The sequence below is a fragment of the Vibrio palustris genome (assembly GCF_024346995.1).
In the GTDB taxonomy this organism is placed as follows: domain Bacteria; phylum Pseudomonadota; class Gammaproteobacteria; order Enterobacterales; family Vibrionaceae; genus Vibrio; species Vibrio palustris.
In genome coordinates, this window is sequence record NZ_AP024888.1 from 48,442 (window position 1) to 66,817 (window position 18,376).

At 42.7% G+C, this 18,376-nt stretch carries 15 protein-coding genes; 11 read left to right on the forward strand and 4 right to left on the reverse strand.

Annotated features, from left to right (window positions below):
- Window positions 1–26: 26 nt before the first annotated feature.
- From OCU30_RS12605 to OCU30_RS12620, 4 genes are all read right to left on the reverse strand, one after another.
- Window positions 27–647 (reverse strand): glutathione S-transferase family protein, encoded by a 621-nt coding sequence (locus OCU30_RS12605; protein WP_077314689.1) that lies wholly within the window; start codon window positions 645–647, stop codon window positions 27–29.
- A 2-nt stretch (window positions 648–649) separates the two neighbouring features.
- Window positions 650–1,687 carry an NADP-dependent oxidoreductase gene (locus tag OCU30_RS12610; protein WP_077314688.1) on the reverse strand — a complete coding sequence of 346 codons (1,038 nt, stop codon included), beginning with the start codon at window positions 1,685–1,687 and terminating at the stop codon, window positions 650–652.
- Window positions 1,688–1,770: 83 nt separating this feature from the next.
- Window positions 1,771–2,367 (reverse strand): TetR/AcrR family transcriptional regulator, encoded by a 597-nt coding sequence (locus OCU30_RS12615; RefSeq protein ID WP_077314687.1) that lies wholly within the window; start codon window positions 2,365–2,367, stop codon window positions 1,771–1,773.
- A gap of 80 nt (window positions 2,368–2,447) precedes the next feature.
- Window positions 2,448–4,136: an RluA family pseudouridine synthase gene (locus OCU30_RS12620; RefSeq protein WP_077314686.1), complete on the reverse strand. Its 1,689-nt coding sequence runs from the start codon at window positions 4,134–4,136 to the stop codon at window positions 2,448–2,450.
- A gap of 1,028 nt (window positions 4,137–5,164) precedes the next feature.
- Here OCU30_RS12620 and OCU30_RS12625 point away from each other — a divergent pair.
- The 11 genes from OCU30_RS12625 to tssH all read left to right on the forward strand — a co-directional run bounded on the left by OCU30_RS12625 (window position 5,165) and on the right by tssH (window position 18,375).
- Complete coding sequence (locus OCU30_RS12625) at window positions 5,165–6,199, forward strand: SEL1-like repeat protein (RefSeq protein ID WP_235861871.1); 1,035 nt, start codon at window positions 5,165–5,167, stop codon at window positions 6,197–6,199.
- Between the two features lie 197 nt (window positions 6,200–6,396).
- Entirely contained in the window at window positions 6,397–6,894 is a 498-nt protein-coding gene (tssB, locus tag OCU30_RS12630; protein WP_077314685.1) for a type VI secretion system contractile sheath small subunit, read from the forward strand.
- Between the two features lie 58 nt (window positions 6,895–6,952).
- The gene (tssC, locus tag OCU30_RS12635; protein ID WP_077314684.1) at window positions 6,953–8,428 is read left to right on the forward strand and encodes a type VI secretion system contractile sheath large subunit; all 1,476 of its coding nucleotides are present in this window, start codon (window positions 6,953–6,955) and stop codon (window positions 8,426–8,428) included.
- A gap of 2 nt (window positions 8,429–8,430) precedes the next feature.
- Complete coding sequence (gene tssE / locus OCU30_RS12640; protein WP_077314683.1) at window positions 8,431–8,868, forward strand: type VI secretion system baseplate subunit TssE; 438 nt, start codon at window positions 8,431–8,433, stop codon at window positions 8,866–8,868.
- A 5-nt stretch (window positions 8,869–8,873) separates the two neighbouring features.
- Window positions 8,874–10,643 carry a type VI secretion system baseplate subunit TssF gene (gene tssF / locus OCU30_RS12645; RefSeq protein ID WP_077314682.1) on the forward strand — a complete coding sequence of 590 codons (1,770 nt, stop codon included), beginning with the start codon at window positions 8,874–8,876 and terminating at the stop codon, window positions 10,641–10,643.
- Window positions 10,607–11,623, forward strand: coding sequence for a type VI secretion system baseplate subunit TssG (gene tssG, locus OCU30_RS12650; RefSeq protein ID WP_077314681.1), 1,017 nt, complete (start codon window positions 10,607–10,609; stop codon window positions 11,621–11,623). The genes tssF and tssG overlap by 37 nt, the downstream gene beginning before the upstream one ends.
- Window positions 11,624–11,625: 2 nt before the next feature.
- Complete coding sequence (tagH, locus tag OCU30_RS12655; protein WP_077314680.1) at window positions 11,626–13,119, forward strand: type VI secretion system-associated FHA domain protein TagH; 1,494 nt, start codon at window positions 11,626–11,628, stop codon at window positions 13,117–13,119.
- A 2-nt stretch (window positions 13,120–13,121) separates the two neighbouring features.
- Window positions 13,122–13,619 carry a type VI secretion system lipoprotein TssJ gene (gene tssJ, locus OCU30_RS12660; protein WP_077314679.1) on the forward strand — a complete coding sequence of 166 codons (498 nt, stop codon included), beginning with the start codon at window positions 13,122–13,124 and terminating at the stop codon, window positions 13,617–13,619.
- A gap of 6 nt (window positions 13,620–13,625) precedes the next feature.
- Window positions 13,626–14,960: a type VI secretion system baseplate subunit TssK gene (gene tssK, locus OCU30_RS12665; protein WP_077314678.1), complete on the forward strand. Its 1,335-nt coding sequence runs from the start codon at window positions 13,626–13,628 to the stop codon at window positions 14,958–14,960.
- 2 nt (window positions 14,961–14,962) lie between these two features.
- Window positions 14,963–15,736, forward strand: a complete 774-nt coding sequence (icmH, locus tag OCU30_RS12670) for a type IVB secretion system protein IcmH/DotU (RefSeq protein WP_077314677.1) — start codon at window positions 14,963–14,965, stop codon at window positions 15,734–15,736.
- 26 nt (window positions 15,737–15,762) lie between these two features.
- Window positions 15,763–18,375: a type VI secretion system ATPase TssH gene (gene tssH, locus OCU30_RS12675; protein ID WP_077314676.1), complete on the forward strand. Its 2,613-nt coding sequence runs from the start codon at window positions 15,763–15,765 to the stop codon at window positions 18,373–18,375.
- Window position 18,376 lies beyond the last annotated feature (1 nt).

Below are 18,376 nucleotides of genomic sequence, written 5' to 3' on the forward strand. Positions count from 1 at the left end.
TCATACATAGGGCTCATTACGCTAGGCTAAGCGGTTTGGTGTGCTTTTTCTAACTCATTGGCTTTTTGAAAAGCAGGGTGAGTTAGTAGTGTTTGATAGTAGCGCTTAATATTTGGATAAGTCTCTAGCTGTTGTAGCATCGCGAGAACTTCAGGGATAAACGACATCATGATATCGGCCCCTGATAGCTGTTCATCGATAAGGTAGGTTTTATCGCTAAGCACATCATCAAAGTAAGACATCACTTTCGTTAACTCGGCACCTGCATATGAGGCTAAAAACTCAGTATTTACTGGCTCCTTACTAACAAATAAAGTCAGCAGCGCCGGCAGCATGGCAGAGCTTTCCGCAAAATGCAGCCACTGTAAATATTCGGCATAGCTGGCGGACTCTTTTGCAGGCATGAGATGTAAGCCATGACGTTCAATCAAATATTCAGTGATCGCACCAGATTCGGTAATGACTTGCCCGTTGTCTTCAATGACTGGCGATTTACCTAATGGATGAATTTCTTTCAGTTCCGGTGGCGCTAGATTAGTTACGGCATCGCGCTGATAAGCATGAATACGGTAGTCCAAACTAAGTTCTTCTAATAGCCAAATAATTCGTTTAGAACGCGATTGGTTTAGATGGTGTAGAGTAATCATATTTATTGCTCCAATGGGTCATTAATATGCACAACAAGCTTACCGAAGTTCTTACCTTCTAAGAGCCCTTTAAAGGCATCTGGAGCGCTTTCAAGGCCTTCTACCATTTGTTCACGATATTGAATTTTATCTTCAGATACCCACTGCGCCATTTGGTCTGCAAACTCGTGGTAACGATGGCCATAATCATCAAAGATAATAAAGCCTTGCATGCGAATACGTTTGGTTAAACAAAGTCCCATCAATTGAGAAAGGCGATCAGGCCCGTCTGGTAAAGCCGTATTATTGTATTGAGAAACCAATCCACAGACAGGAATACGCGCACTTGAATTAAGTAGAGGCATCATAGCGTCAAATACTTTGCCACCGACATTTTCGAAATAGACATCCACACCGTCTGGACATGCTTTCGCGAGTTGCTCGGCAAAGTTATCCGATTTGTGGTCGATACAAGCATCAAAGCCCAGAGTGTCTACCGCATAACGACATTTTTCTTCGCCGCCAGCAATACCAACGACTCGGCAACCTTTGATTTTACCTATTTGTCCGACAGTTGCGCCTACTGGCCCAGTCGCTGCTGCCACGGCGATAGTTTCACCTGGCTGAGGGTTACCAATATCGAGTAATCCCATATAGGCGGTAAAACCAGGCATGCCTGATACGCCGAGCGCGTGAGAAGGCTTATCAGGGTTCATGCCTAACTTCAGTAATCCTTCACCATCAGAAATGGCATAGCTTTGCCAGCCAGTAAAGCCAACAACCCACTCTCCGACTTTAAAATCGGGATTGGAGGATTGCTCTACTTGCGATACTGTTCCGCCTACCATCACATCGTCGATTTCAACCGATGCCGCGTAAGATTTCGCTGCACTCATGCGTCCGCGCATGTAAGGGTCAAGAGACAAATAAATGGTTCTCAGTAATATTTCGCCGTCTTTTAATGATGGCATAGCTACAGTTTCTAAACGAAAGTTCTCTTGAGTTGGCGCGCCGTGTGGGCGAGAAGCTAACACAAAACGTTGATTTTGAATTGTTGTCATGGAAGGTCTCCTTTTTATTAGACCGGTCGTCTAGTCGTTTGTGATAAAAAACCGCTCGCCGAGCGGGTATTTCTATCATCTTATTAAATGGTGCTATTGCCTTTTAGCAGCTGCTCCGTTCTTGCAAGCGCTCGCTGCAAGCTGACATCGTCTTGGCGAATCTTATTCATTAAACATGAGCCCAACCAATATTCGTATAGATATTCAGCCAGAGCTTGACTGTCATTGACTTGAATATCTCCAGCTTGTTTGCCCTTCTCAATACAAGCAGCAATTAATTGTATTGCTTGGTGAGTCCCGTTAACCATGACTTGCCGCATTGCTTCGGAAAGATCACTTACCTCGCTTGCAAGTTTGACTACCAAACATTGCCCAGACTCACAAAGATAACGGTTGTTTTCAACCCAATATTGCCAGAATCGCATCAAATTTTGGTAATAATTACCGTCACTACTCTTAAATAAGGACTCTACTCTGGCTAAATAGTCGTCAAAATATCGTTGTAGTAAGGTTTCACCAAATTGTTCTTTTGATTGGAAATAATGGTAAAATGATCCCTTGGGTATACCTGCAGCCTTTAATAGCTCAGACAATCCCATTCCGGTAAATCCTTTCTTTGCAACAATTTGATAACCCACATCTAAGATGTGCTGTTTAGTATCTAAAGATTTCATATTTATTAAACTAACTTAAATTAGACCAGTCGTCTAGCGGTGGTGTGAGCTCATTATTATTTGTGTGAGCGTATCCGATTGAGCCACTAAAAAGGCGCAGACACTTCAAAGCATAGCTTTTCATGCGTATATGGGTGCTCAAAGCTTAACTGTTCGGCATGAAGGTGAAGGCGCTGGTTTTGCTTGCCATACAGATCATCGCCTTTTATTGCCAAGTTTAATCCATCATGATGGGCGCAATGAACGCGTAATTGATGGGTTCGGCCCGTATGAGGATAAAGGTAAATACGGCTTTCACCTTGTGCATTGGTTGATATGTTTGTCCATGTGGTTTTGGCACTTTTACCATCGATATGACAGACACACTGCCTAGGTCGATCTTCTAAGTCGGCTCTTAGAGGTAAACGTATCTCACCAGAGTCAGCGCTTACTTTTCCTTCAAGGACAGCCACGTAACGTTTTTCAATTTGACGAGTGATAAATTGTTTCTGTAGATTTTTATTAGCCCGTCGCGTAAACGCGAACACGAGTAAACCTGATGTCGACATATCTAAGCGATGTAGCACAAAGACACCCTCACGATCTTGATACTCGGTTTGTAAGCGTGTTAATACGGAGTCTTTTACATGAACACCAGGAACTGATAAGAGTTCTGAGGGTTTATTGATAACGATGATGGCCTCATCTTGATATACCACTTCAATATTAAGGTGTTCGGCTTGATTCACTTGCAGCGGATTATTATCCATAGGGATGTCAGCGAGCATATAATTAAGAATCGGATAGCATTTGGCTTGGCACGCCGGATAATACTTCTTATGTTGACGAATTGATGATTTTAATGATTTTCCCCACCAAAATTCTGCCATGCATACTGGCTTAAGATTATGTTGGAATGCATATTGTAACATTTTAGGCGCTGCACATTCACCGGAACCCGCAGGTGGTACGCTATCAGGGTAAGCGCTAAAAATATCGATTAGTGAGCGCGACTCACCGTGACAGTTAAGCATGTGATAGTGGTTAAATAGAAAACGTTGCACTTCTGCCGAGTGCTCACGACGTTCTTCTTTGAGTTGTGTAATACGTTGTTCAAACGTTTCGATTTGTGCGTCGACTTGCGCTTGTTGTGTTAGCCAGTGTTGCTTTAATGCTTTTTGATCGCGTTTTTCTTTGACACTTTGTTGCCCGAGCTCGTATAAACGTTTGTCGATCTCTTCACTGGAGTATAGTGTTTGCAGTAGACGTTGTCTTTCTGCTTTGCGCCACTGCCTTTGTTCAATGATTGTTTGTCGTAGCGCACCTTGTTCCTCTGATGATTGTTGACTGAGCCGATCTTTTTGTTTGTGTAATTGAGCTAACTCTGCAGAGTTTTCTAACTGATTCACCTGCGCATTAAGTGATGCAATATAATCAGATTTTTGCTTAAAGGTGGCCGAGTATCCGACACGATCAAAGACAGGAGGCACAAATCCTGGTTGGTGTAGAGAGCCTGCGAGCAAACCTGAAAAACCACACAGATAACCAAGTTCATCTGCGGAGTTTTTGACTACAAGCACACCAAACATCTTACCATGGTCGCCGTCGGTCGTGTGTTCAATACCAAACGGATGATGCCAATCTGTTTGGTCTGTTAAATGGGCTTGCAAGTCTTGCACGGCCGCTTCACATAATGGATGAGGCTCATAACAGAAGGGATAAGTAAACGTATCCGGCACTGATAAGCCATCAATACAAGTCTGGAAGTAATGAAAATAAGCCGCCGAGTCTAACATGTGTGAGTATACCTGATATGTAATGTGCTGAGGATTGTACTCATGGCTAGCCGTGATGTCAGCAGTAGACTAAAGACAAAGGTTATATTTGCCCTATAAATCTAGTGTGGAGTAGATACCCACTTAGGTAGGATTGACGACTCAGAGTTGGTAACAATGTATGAAATAGTATTTATGCCATCGACTTTATATAAAATGATAGACGGTATCTTGTCATGGTCGAATAAAGTCTTACTATTTTTAAGTGATTATTTATACATGGGTTCTTATATCGTCTCTAATACCGTATAAATTGTCTTAATTTATTTAACGAATGTTTCTGATATTAAATTTACATAAAGAAAATTTTTGTGATATTGCTCCAATAATGTTGGGGGTTTATGTCAAGGAAAAGTTAGCAGTGTGAATTTGTGTCAAAAGATTTCGCGTGTTGAAGACATCATTCAAACTATCCTTTAGTATCATTGCTATTGGCAGTGAATTATTGCGATGATAACGAATAATTTGGAAACAGTCAGGATAATGAAGATTGTAGTTAAAACAATCATTTCTGACATAACCATAACAAAGTCAGTAAAATGTAATAATTTAGGGTTTAAGTATTTTTGGAATCTCTATCTCAAAAGCACTAAGAATAGCTTACTGATAAGATTATTTTGAATACACTCTTTGTCACGAATTATAAGTCATTGATGACTGAGGTTGGCTAGGCTTCAGTGATCTCAAAAATTAGTTACCTTTTTAGATAATGCTTAGATTACAGGCTCGGATATTTATAATGAAGGCTTACGGAGTATGGAAATGAGCATTAATAATCAACAAGATAACCTAAAAAGTAATATTTTTTTACTTATATAAAGTCAGAAAATAATGAGTTTGACGTTTTACCTAAGGTAATTTTGCAGGGTGAATCAGCAAACCTTTAGATACTAGCCTAATGCTCTGTTTGAGTGATGTAATTGTTTCGAGCACGTCTGTTGTCGTGTTAGAGAAAAATGTCAGTTCGGTGGTTTATCTAAGGGGTTGCAGTGTTTAATTCAGCGAAAAAAGCAGCATCAATCAGTATGTTCATTGCAATGGTAACTTTGCCGTGTGGAGTGCATGCAGCAGACAACGACAGCAATGATCTAAACGCTTATGATTTACAAAAACTCACTGCTCATCAAGCATATATTGAGGGGCGAAATCTTCGTGCTCAATTCAAAAATAACCGAGCGCGTACCTATCTGAAATATGCAGCAGACAAAGGCGATACACAAGCGGCTTACTTGTACGCAATGGAACTGTCCAATTATAAAACCACTATTCGAACCCCGGCAAAAGCACGTGATTATCTTTTATTAGCTGCTCATAATGGCAACATTCGAGCAATGAAAAGCCTTTATCAAGGTGGAGAATGGTTACGCTTACGTGAAAGGCAGTATTGGGAAAGAGAGTATTTCAATGCCGTTGTCACTTTAGGGCAAAGCCATCCAACGCGTGCGCTGTTTGAATTATCTGAATATTATAAAAAATCCAAACCAGAGCTATCAGATTACTATCTAGATCAGGCTGTTGAACGTCATTATCCGCGAGCCTTAATGGTAAAAGCACAACAAATTAGCCAAGGTAAGGGAAGCTATTGGGCGCCTGGTAGCCGAGAAAAAGCTGAATATCAATTGTACACCGATGCGGCCAAACAAGGATACATTCCAGCGATTCGAAAATATATTCAACTACTTGAAAATGAAGGTAAGTTTAAACAAGCTCTGCAATGGCGTAAGCAAGCAATTAAAGAGGGCGATTTAACCTCTTTGGCCGCTGTCGCTATGATTTTAAGTGGTTATAGTTCTAATTATCAGTTTGTTGAAAAAGATTTGGCGACTGCGAAAGCCTATTTTGATGTGTACTTAGATACCGCAGGGAATGATCGCTTGGACGAGCTGTATAAAAATATTGAGCAGCATTATTCAGACGTAATGAAAATTATTTCACCGGATGAATTAAAAGCATCAAAAAATATTGAAAAAAAATTAAAAGAAAAACAGCGATTTTATAATCACGACTTATATTGGGATGTGTGATTATTTATTTTAAATATAGATTTATCTCGACTTAATGCGAGCGAGTAAGTCTTAGGCAATGTTAGTGAAGAAATTGTTTTTTGTAGAGTAAACGTATTTTTCTACATGAAAATAATTAATTAGGTAACAGTAAAGTAGTATTTTTAATGATTATTTTTACTGTTTACAATAATCGGCATAGGTAGTGGAGACAGATCATGTCTAAAGAAGGAAGTGTCGCTCCAAAAGAGCGTATTAATATCAAATATGTACCCGCCACTGGCGATCAGCAGGCAGAAATTGAATTACCGTTGAAAACCCTTGTAGTCGGTGATTTTAAAGGTCATGCAGAAGACACACCATTAGAAGAGCGCGGCACAGTTTCTGTTGATAAAAACAACTTTGAATCTGTGATGCGTGAAAGCAATCTGCAACTGAGCACAACAGTTAAAAACAAGCTGTCTGATGAAGAAAACGCAGAGATGGCGGTGGATCTCAATTTTGCTTCTTTAGCTGATTTTTCCCCAGATTCTGTTGCATCACAAGTCCCTGAATTAAAGAAGCTTGTCGAGCTGCGTGAAGCACTCGTTGCTCTTAAAGGTCCACTAGGCAATATTCCAGCATTCCGTGATCGTCTTCAAGAGTTACTGACTTCTGAAGATTCGCGCGAGAAACTGCTTGCGGAACTGAACCTAGTTAATCCAGATAACGAGTGATAGCCACTCGGCTAACTTGACGATTTTGCCAAAACATAAATAATTAGGAACAAAGCTGATGTCTACAACTGAATCTTTGCAAGAGAACACACAACTCGCTGAAGGCGGCCTTCTAGATGAAATCATGTCGCAAACTCGTATTGCGCCAAGTGAAGAAGGCTATGATGTGGCGAAAAAAGGTGTGGCTGCCTTTATCGAGAATCTAATAGGTTCCGATCAAACTGAAGAACCGGTTAATAAATCTCTCGTTGATCAAATGTTGGTTGAGCTAGATAAAAAAATCAGTTCACAGATGGATGAGATTCTTCATGATGAATCATATCAACAAATGGAATCTTCTTGGCGTGGTCTAAAGTTGTTTGTTGATCGCACTGATTTCCGCGAGAATAACAAAGTAGACATCCTACATGTGACTAAAGATGAGCTATTAGACGATTTTGAATTTGCTCCAGAGACATCTCAATCAGGTCTCTACAAGCATGTTTATTCATCTGGTTATGGTCAGTTTGGTGGTGAGCCAACAGGCGCAATCATTGGTAACTATGCATTTACGCCATCAACACCGGACATGAAACTCCTTCAATATATGGGTGCATTGGGTGCAATGGCACACGCTCCATTTATTTCTAGTGTTGGTCCAGAATTTTTTGGTATTGACTCATTTGAAGAATTACCAAACATCAAAGATGTTAAATCTATTTTCGAAAGCCCTAAGTACACAAAATGGCGTGCATTGCGTGATTCAGAAGATGCTCGTTATCTTGGCCTAACTGCGCCGCGTTTCTTGCTGCGTGTGCCTTATGACCCAACAGAAAACCCGATTAAAACGTTTAACTATTCAGAGAACGTTAGCGATTCTCATGAGCATTACTTATGGGGTAATACTGCCTTTGCTTTTGCTACTCGTCTGACAGATAGCTTTGCGAAATACCGTTGGTGTCCAAACATTATTGGCCCACAAAGCGGTGGTGCAGTCGAAGATCTACCGGTTCACGTATTTGAATCTATGGGTACGCTACAATCGAAAATTCCTACTGAAGTGCTAGTCACCGACCGTAAAGAATTTGAACTCGCTGAAGAAGGTTTCATTGCTCTAACAATGCGTAAAGGTAGCGATAACGCTGCGTTCTTCTCTGCAAACTCAATTCAAAAGCCAAAAGTATTCCCTAATACGAAAGAAGGCAAAGAAGCGGAAACGAACTATAAGTTGGGTACTCAGTTACCGTACATGATGATCATCAACCGTCTTGCTCACTACGTTAAAGTACTGCAGCGTGAACAGATTGGCTCTTGGAAAGAGCGTCAAGATCTTGAGCGTGAGTTGAATGGTTGGATTAAGCAATATGTTGCCGATCAAGAAAACCCACCAGCAGACGTACGTAGCCGTCGTCCTTTACGCGCCGCTAAAATCGAAGTAACGGATGTTGAAGGCAATCCTGGTTGGTACCAAGTCTCTCTTGCTGTTCGTCCTCACTTTAAATATATGGGTGCGAACTTCGAGTTGTCATTAGTTGGCCGTCTGGATCAAGCATAATTATGACTTATATTGCACCTGAAGAGAGTGCATTTGGCGTCGGCTTCTTTGAACGTTTAGAAGCCGGTTCCAAGCCCATGTCTCTGACCCAAGGGCCAGAGGCATGGGATGTGCTCGAGTCTGTAAAGCGTAACGTCTCTAATATTTTAAATTCCCGAGTTGGTGGTGCAGAAAGTTCACCAAAATTAGGGCTCATTGATTTTAATGACGCGACGTTAGAAACCATGGACTTATCATTACGAATTCGTTTGGCTATTCAGCACTGTTTGAAAACATACGAACCGCGTTTGGTCAATATTCAGGTACGCTCAGAGATGAATGAGCATGATCCACTGACACTACGATTTCATATTGTAGCCACACTGAATAGCGAAGCATTACATGACAAGATTCAGTTCAATTTATTGCTGGATCAGAATCGACAATACCGAGTGTACTAATTTATATGACTCAAGATAAGTACTTCAGAGAAGAACTCGCCTTTCTTAAAGAGCAAGGACAAGAATTTACTGAAATTCATCCGCAGCTTGCAAGGTTTCTGCACGGTCGTAATACCGACCCAGATGTTGAGCGCTTACTAGAAGGTTTTGCTTTTTTAACGGGACGTCTACGTGAAAAAGTGGAAGATGAATTTCCTGAGTTAACTCACTCAATTATTAATATGCTGTGGCCGAACTATTTGCGCCCAGTTCCTAGCATGAGTGTCGTTGCTTTCGATCCAGACAAAAGTGTCAGCGAAAAGCAAACAGTTGAACGTGATACTCAGCTTGATAGTAAACCTGTCTTTGGGACTAAATGTCATTTTCGTACTTGTCGTGATGTTAATTTATATCCACTCCAAATGACGGATATCAATGCCGAGCATTCACGCCAAGCCAGTGTTATCCGGCTTGATATGTGCCTAAACGGTGACATCAGTGCGGGAGAAGCCGGACTCGATGATTTACGTTTTTATCTTGGTGGTGATAAATACAGCTCTCAGATGTTGTACTTATGGCTAAACCACTACTTACACAAAATTAGTGTTGAGGTAAATGGTGTTGAATTTGCGCTGCCACACGATGCTTTTTCAACAGTAGGTTTTGATGCCAATCAGTCGTTGCTGCCATATCCTAAAAACGTGTATGAAGGCTATCGTATATTACAAGAATACTTGTCATTCCCAGAGGCCTTTCATTTCATCGATGTAGCAGGGCTAGATAAAGCGTTGCCGAAGTCAGTACACGGCGATTTTACGCTGAAGATCAGTTTTTCGAAAACGCTGCCAACCGATGTACGTGTCCGTCGTGATAACTTTCAGCTGTACTGTACACCGGTGATCAACTTATTCGAACATGATGCTGATCCTATTGACTTAACTGGTAAAAAATCTGAATACCGAATTATGCCATCAAGCCGCTACCCCTCTCATTACGAGGTGTTCAGTGTTGACTCAGTGACAGGTTGGCAAGATTCAACTCAAGCGGGACGTCGAGTGCGTGGTGAAAAGCGAGTGTATTCAGCATTTGAAAGTTTTCAACATGAAGTGGAACGGGTACGTGGACGTAAAGCATTGTATTTCCGTACACGCACTAAAGATAGTATCCGTGGTGATGGGTTCGATACTTTCGTCTCCTTTGTACGCAGCGATGAAACGGTATCGACAGATGTGGATGAAGCCGTGTCGGTCAAGTTAACGTGTACCAATCGTTTACTGCCATTAGAGCTGGGTGTTGGTGATATCTGTGAGCCTACGGATACCTCTCCACCTTATGCGACGTTTCGTAACATTACTGTACCCACTCAGTCGCTTCGCCCAGTACTTGATGGCAGTTTGTTATGGACTTTAATCTCTAACTTATCGTTAAACTATTTATCACTGCTATCTAAAGATGCATTGAGCAGTGTATTACGCGCTTATGATTTTAGGGCGTTGGTTGATCGCCAAGCAGAGCGAGTAGGGAAGCAGCGTTTGGAAGGCATCCAACGCATTGACTCTAAGCCAGTGGATAAAATATTACGGGGATTACCCGTAAGAGGCTTACAAAGCACGATGCATATCGATCAAGATAAGTTTGGCTCAGAAGGAGACCTGTTTTTGTTTGGAACGGTCTTGAGTCATTTCTTTTCATTGTATGCCAGCATTAACTCATTTCATGAGTTAATCATTCTCAATGTTACTAACCAAGAGAAATACACATGGGGAACACAGACCGGAATGCAACCGTTGATTTAGAAGTCAACCACGAGCAGGCATCCCCAGTGAAATTACCGGACAATGTGCGCTCTTACAACTTTTATCAATTGGTTGAGTTGCTACAAAAAGTTAAAGGTATTAATCCTGAATCGGAAGATTGGGAGCGTCAATGTCGGCTGGTTTTTAGCGCTAACCCAAGTTTGGGGTTCTCACCATCCGATGTGTCTGCATTAGATGATCGTGATGATGACCGTTTGGTGATGTTGACCAATTTTTTTGGTCTTTCGGGCGCTCAATCCCCACTGCCGGGATTTATTACAGAGCAACTCGCGACGGAAGAACCGGGTGGTTTTAAGCAGCCGTTCTTTGATTTTTTTAGTAATCGTTTAATCAATTTAGTGTATCGAGTGTGGCGTAAATATCGTTATCACATTCGTTTTCAGCCAGATGCGCAAGATGATTTTTCTGCGCAACTGTTTGCCTTGGTTGGCTTGGGTGATCCTGACCTACGTGGTGATACACCGATTAACTGGTGCAAGATGCTGGCGTATGCCGGCACACTAGCAGGTCGAAGTCGTTCGCCTCAGGTTGTCGCAGGTATTATTGCTCACTGTTTTGATTTGCCTGACGTCAGTATTCAACAATGGGTAAGACGTAAGGTCGATATTGACCCTGGACAGCAAATGGCATTGGGTATGCAAAACGCTCAGCTTGGTGTCAATACAATGGTTGGTGAGACGGTGATGGATTGCAACGGTAAGTTCATTATCAAAATAGGCCAGTTAAGTCGTGCTCGGTTTGCTGATTTCTTACCGTCAGGTAAAGAGCATCAATCACTGATTAAATTAGTCGAATTTATTTTAAGAGAACAAATGGCTTACGACTTAGAGCTTACTATGGCTGAGGACGAAGCCCCACCAATGCAATTGAACTCGCAAAGTTCGGTAGCACTCGGTTGGACCTCTTTTCTTGGAGAGGATGTTCAAGATCAACATGTATTAATTCAAGTGAGGCAATAACCATGATTTCAGCAAACGACACCTCGCTCACGCTACTTGTGACCAATGTTCAATTACTTGAATCAGGCTTGACGGCCCAATCTAAGTGGACATCAGAAGGTGGAACAATCGGTGCTGATAGCTTCTCAACTTGGCATCTGAAAGACACGCAAGGCAAAGTCCATCCCGTACATTGTGAAGTCGTGACCATCGATGGCGCTTATTGCTTACGCGATCGTTGTGGTGAAACTTATGTCAATGGGTCGCACATGCCATTGGGCATGAATCAATTAGCGCAGTTAGAGCATAAAGATGAAATCAGTGTCGGGCCATATCGTATACGAGTACTGGTTGGCGCAGCAGAGGACGACCCATCTAATGGTCCTTTAGAGCTCATGTTTTCATCGAATCAAGTGGATTTGCTCGCCGATGCGTCTGACGAAGAAAAAGATGAACACCATAATGATGATGTCAAAATTGATGCGGATCCATTACTGGCTTTAGACGCGTCTGCCGGTACTGGAGAAGACACAGAATCTTTGATTGACGATCCAATCACGAACGTACTGGAAGAGCCTAGCTCTCTTGTACCAGAAGACAATTTAGTACTGAATGATTTGGATTATACCCCCCAAGCTGACAGTGAGTACGAAATGACATCATCTATCCGTTTAAAGCGCATTTTGGGCTTTGGAAGTAAGAAAAAACACAGTGAAGAGACGCAAGCGGTATCGCAGCCATCGTCTCAAGCACCACGCTATACACATAATAACGACACGACGACAAACAACGTATCAGAGGGCACTCCAATGGATGAAAAAGTATTAGATTTGCTTGAAGAAGAAGTGGCGAAAAGTATTCAGCCTGAGCAGGCTGATGACTATTCTGCACAAAGTACACCCCAATCCGGCTCGGGAAGTCAGCACTTACTAACTGGACCTATGCTGCAAGGGTTAGGCGTCGATATCTCTGATGATAGTGACATGCAACGTATGCATCTCTTATCGCAAGAACTCGGTGAGTCACTACAAGCATGTATTAAGGGGCTACTTGAGCTTAACCAACAAGCCAGTGATGGTCGCTTTAGCACGATGAACCGTAACTTACAGCCGATTGAAGACAACCCGCTGCGTTTAGGTATGTCGTATGAAGACACAATCCATACTATGTATGACGCCAAGAAAAGTTTGGTGCATTTGTCTGCCCCAGCTGCAATTGCAGAAAGCTTAAAAAATGTCAGTGATCATAACGAAGCGATGCAATTTGCAACGTCAGAAGCTTTAGCGCAAATTCTTGCCGCTTTTTCTCCCCAAGTCCTGCTACGCCGTTTTCAGCATTACAAACGCAATACAGATAATAATCATGGCGATAATGATCAAGCGTGGGCGTGGGACATGTATTGCAATTACTATGATGAATTAACGTCTAATCGTCAGCGTGGCTTTGAAAAACTGTTCTGGGAAATTTTTGAACAAGCTTACGATAAAAAAATTCGTGAAAAACAAATGGAGTTGTAATCGTGAAAAAACTGCTGTTGTTGCTGTTTCCATTGCTGGTGCTGACCGCGTGTAGTAGTGGCTCTTCTGAAAGTGAATCAGAACAAGCTAACAACCCAGCGAAACAGCAAACCAAAGTCACGTTTAGCTTAGTTGCAGACGAAGGGGTTAACCCAAGTATTTGGGGTGAAGCCTCACCTATAGAGATTCAAGTCTTTGAATTACAAGATGATTCAATGTTTATGTCGGCCGATTACGACCAGTTAAAAAATGACTATGAAGATGCTCTGAAAAGCAACTATGTGAAAAGCTATGACTATGTACTCATGCCGGGGCAATTTAAGTTTGTGGATTCCATCCCAATCAGTAAAGAGACGCACTATATTGGTGTCGTTGCACACTTTGCAGACCCAGAGCTGAGTGAGTGGAAGAAAGCGGTAAAAGTCATCAATAAAGGTCGTGTATACCATTTATTGATGTTGTTTAAAGACTATAACGTCAAATTAAAACGGGTGGAATAATAGACCATGTTTGCACGTAATCGCGTTATTTGGAATGAAGGGCTGTTTATTAAGCCACAACATTTCCAGCAACAACAACGCTACACGGAATATTACATTGATGAGCGCATCAGCGCGGCGAGTCGTTACTTATACGGCGTGGCCGAGTTATCGCTTAACCCAGAATATTTGTCTTTTGGTCGTATCGCGATCGAACGAGCTGTCGGTATTATGCCTGATGGTACAGCGTTCCGTATTCCTCAAGAAGACAATCTGCCAGATGCGCTAGAAATTGAGGATGCGTCGCTTGCTAACCAGTTAATCTATTTGGCTGTACCGCTACGCAGTGAGTCGTTGATGGAAGTGAACTGGCCAGAAGAGAAAGGGACCGGACGTTATGAAAGTCGTCGTTTAGATGTGCGTGATGTTCATACTCCGCAAGGGGATACCACCACGTTAGACGTGTCGCCGATTAAAATGCAGCTCATGCTAGAGCGTGATGACCGTAGTGCCTATGCATCGATTGCTATCGCACGTATTTTGGAAAAGCGTCCAGATGGGAGTGTAGTTCTCGACCCAGATTTTATGCCTTGTCATTACAATGTGGTTGGGCATACCAATTTGCACCGTTTCATCAATGAAATGTCGGGGTTAATGAGAGAGCGTGCAAAAAATATCGCACAACGCATTTCTGCGCCTTCACAAGGTGGGGTTGCGGATGTGTCGGATTTCATGCTGCTGCAATCACTTAACCGTTTGCAACCACAGATGCAACATTTAGCCGAGCTACGTAGTTTACATCCTGAGCGTTTGTTTGAATGTTTGTCATCAGTGTGTGGTGAGTTGTCGACCTTTACGTCTGAAAGTCGTATCCCGCCAACCTTACCCACTTACAATCATGACATGCCTGGTGAGTCGTTTGGTCCATTGATCCGCAACTTACGCCAGAGCTTAAGTGTGGTATTGGAACCTCGAGCGGTTGCTATCCAGTTAGATAAACGTAAATTTGGTCTGATGGTGGCCCCTGTACACGATCCGCAATTGATGGACAGTGCAGAATTTATTATTGCCGTCAAAGCGCGGATGCCACAAGAAGAATTGCGTCGTTTATTTACTCAGCAAACCAAAGTCTCTTCAGTTGAGAAAATACGCGAGCTCATTTCATTACAGTTACCAGGTATCCCTTTGATATCCCTACCTGTGGCACCTCGTCAGTTGCCATATCACGCCGGTTATACCTACTACCAGTTGGATAAATCGAGCCAAGCGTGGGGAATGTTGAAAAATTCTAGTGGATTCGCTTTCCACGTTGCAGCGGCATTTGAAGACCTTGATCTGCAATTTTGGGCAATTAGGAGCTAAGCATGGCGTCAGGAAAAAGAGACCAAAAATACAGTGACTTATTGTTTGATGACGTTGATCAAATTAACTACGACCAAGATTATTGGTTTCAGTTACGTGGGGATAACCCGAATGCTTTGATTGACGCAGCAACACCATTATTTGGTCTGTCGTTACGAGTTCGTTCTTTAACGGACTGCGACAATATTGAACAAATCTATCAACAAACGATTGAAGAGATTAAGGCCATTGAAATTGAACTCTCAGAGCAAGGCTATGAGCATGCAATTTTGATGGCTTATCGTTACATCCTGTGTGCGTTTTTAGATGAAGCCGTGATGGGAACAGAGTGGGGAGCATCCAGTGTTTGGGCTGAACATTCGATGTTGTCACGTTTTCATAATGAAACTTGGGGTGGTGAAAAAGTCTTTACGATTTTGGGGCGTCTTGAAGACGAACCAAAGCGTTACAAAACGCTACTTGAGTTCATTTATCACTGTTTAGTGCTGGGATTTGAAGGTAAATATCGAGTCATGGAGGGTGGGCATGTAGAACGTGAGCGTGTGATCACTCGTCTTTATGAATTGATTCAAGGCTTAGATGACAAGCCAGCTGGGGCGCTAACCAGTGCCACCGACCATGTGGTGCAATCGCGGTATAAGTTGAGTCATCAACTGCCCATCTGGTCAATATTCGTCGGTTTTGCGCTACTTTGGGTTGGCGTGTTTTTAGGCTATACCGTCGTACTTCATGAAAAAACGTCAGATGTTGTTAATCAACTCAATCAATTACTTTAATAATAACTATAGGCTAGGGGTTCGCTGTGATCCGAATTGAATTACCCACTCTCATCGCAAAATTAAACGCGCAAAGCAAACTTGCGCTTGAGCAGGCTGCATCACTCTGTATTGAACGCCAACACCCAGAAGTGACACTAGAGCATTATCTGGATGTGTTGACGGATAATCCGTTATCAGATGTGCGTTTAATCTTGAAGCAAGCTGGTATTGAACTCGATAGTGTGAAGCAAGCGTTGGCAGCAAGTTATGCACGCGAACAAAGTTTAGACACCTATCCTGCGTTCTCACCATTGCTCGTTGAAGTATTACAAGAAGCGTGGCTGCTCTCAACCACAACGTTAGAACAGACAGAGCTGCGCTCTGGCGCGGTATTTTTGGCGGCTCTCACTCGTTCAGACCGCTATTTACCACTAAAACTGATTAAGCTGCTTGAAGGTATTAATCGTGAAAATTTAACTAAGCATTTCGCGACCATTTTGTCAGAGTCAGCAGAAACGGCGGTTGAGAAAGAGGCAAAAGCGTCAGGCCAAGCGTCGGTACTTAATGGTGACTCATCACCACTACATAAATACTGTACCAATATCACTCAGCAAGCACGTGATGGTGAGTTAGACCCTGTACTAAGCCGTGAAACGGAACTTAATCAAATGATCGACATTCTATGTCGTCGTCGTAAAAACAATCCGATTGTGGTCGGTGATGCTGGTGTCGGTAAAAGTGCGATTGTTGAAGGTTTGGCTTTGCGAGTTGTGGCGGGCAATGTACCAACGCAATTGAGCAATATCGACTTATACTCTCTTGATCTGGGCTTGCTTCAAGCTGGAGCCTCAGTAAAAGGTGAATTTGAAAAACGCCTGAAAGGCGTCATTGATGGCATCAAAAATTCTCCTAAGCCTATTATTCTCTTTATTGATGAAGCGCATACCTTGATTGGTTCAGGTAATCAAGAAGGCGGAAGCGATGCGGCAAACTTGTTAAAACCTGCGTTAGCGCGAGGTGAATTAAGTACAATTGCGGCAACGACTTGGAAAGAATATAAAAAGTACTTTGAAAAAGATCCGGCATTAACGCGTCGCTTCCAGTTAGTGAAGCTGGACGAGCCGAGTATCAACCAAGCGGTTGATATTCTGCGTGGATTGAACAGTGTGTATGAAAAAGCCCATAACGTATTGATTTCTGATGACGCATTGAAAGCGGCAGCAGAGCTATCTGCACGCTATATCTCAGGCCGTCAATTGCCAGACAAAGCCATCGATGTATTGGATACGGCTTGTGCGCGTATTGCTATTAATATGACCACACCACCGACGCGTATTAGCTTGTTGGAAACAGAATGCCATCAGCGCAAGCTTGAGATCAATATGTTAGAGCGTGCGACGTATCTTGGACAAGACGTTAATACAACTCGCCTTGAAGAGTTACGCGAACTCGAAGATCACGCTGAAACAGAAGCGGCGACGTTAACTGATGCTTGGAACATGCAGCGCGGTGTGGTTGAAGCGATTGTGGACTTACGCGCTGAGCTTATGGAAGCGGCCGATGCTGAGGAAGTTGATGCAGAGAAAATCGAAACATTGACAGCGGATTTGAAAGCAAAATATGTAGAGCTAGAAGCGGTTCCTCATAAAGAACGCTTAATGTACCCGCAAGTGGATGCCGAACAAATTGCCGATGTGATTGCTGATTGGACTGGCGTGCCAGTTGATCAAATGAACTCTGACGAACTGCATAAGATTACCCATTTAACTGAAATCTTGGGTAAATCAATCAAAGGCCAAGATACTGCGATTCAACGTGTTCATCGTCATCTATTGACTGCCCGTGCCGACTTACGTCGACCTGGCCGTCCGAAAGGTGCATTTCTATTAGTGGGTCCAAGTGGTGTGGGTAAAACAGAAACCGTCGTACAGCTTGCTGAGCAGTTGTATGGTGGACAGCAGTTTTTAACCACTATCAATATGTCTGAATACCAAGAGAAGCATACCGTATCTCGTCTTATTGGTTCACCTCCAGGTTATGTTGGTTATGGTGAAGGTGGGGTTCTAACCGAGGCTATTCGCAAAATGCCTTACTCGGTTGTCTTGCTCGATGAAGTCGAAAAAGCGCACCCAGAAGTATTAAATATCTTTTATCAAGCGTTTGATAAAGGTGAACTAAATGATGGTGAAGGTCGTAAGATTGATTGTCAAAATGTAGTGTTTTTCCTGACGTCGAATCTAGGTTTTCAGACGATTGTCGACCATGCTGACAATATTCCAGAGCTTGATGATGCATTGTATCCAGAGCTGGCTGATTTCTTTAAACCTGCGCTGTTGGCACGTATGGAAGTCATTCCTTACATGCCATTAGATAGTGATGTTCTTAAAGAAATCGTCAAAGGTAAGTTAACTCGCCTAGAAACGTTATTTACGCAACGCTATGGTGCCGAAGTGGTAGTCGAAGAGGCGCTGATCGAAGAAATTCTGAGCCGAGCGACGCGCGCGGAAAACGGCGCACGGATGCTAGAAGCGATTATTGAAGGGCAGATGTTACCGCCGATTTCTTTAGCATTACTCAATAAACTTGCAGCTCAAGAACCGGTTACCCGGATTGTGCTATCGGCGTCCGACGGTGAATTCATCGGAGAGGTTGAATAAC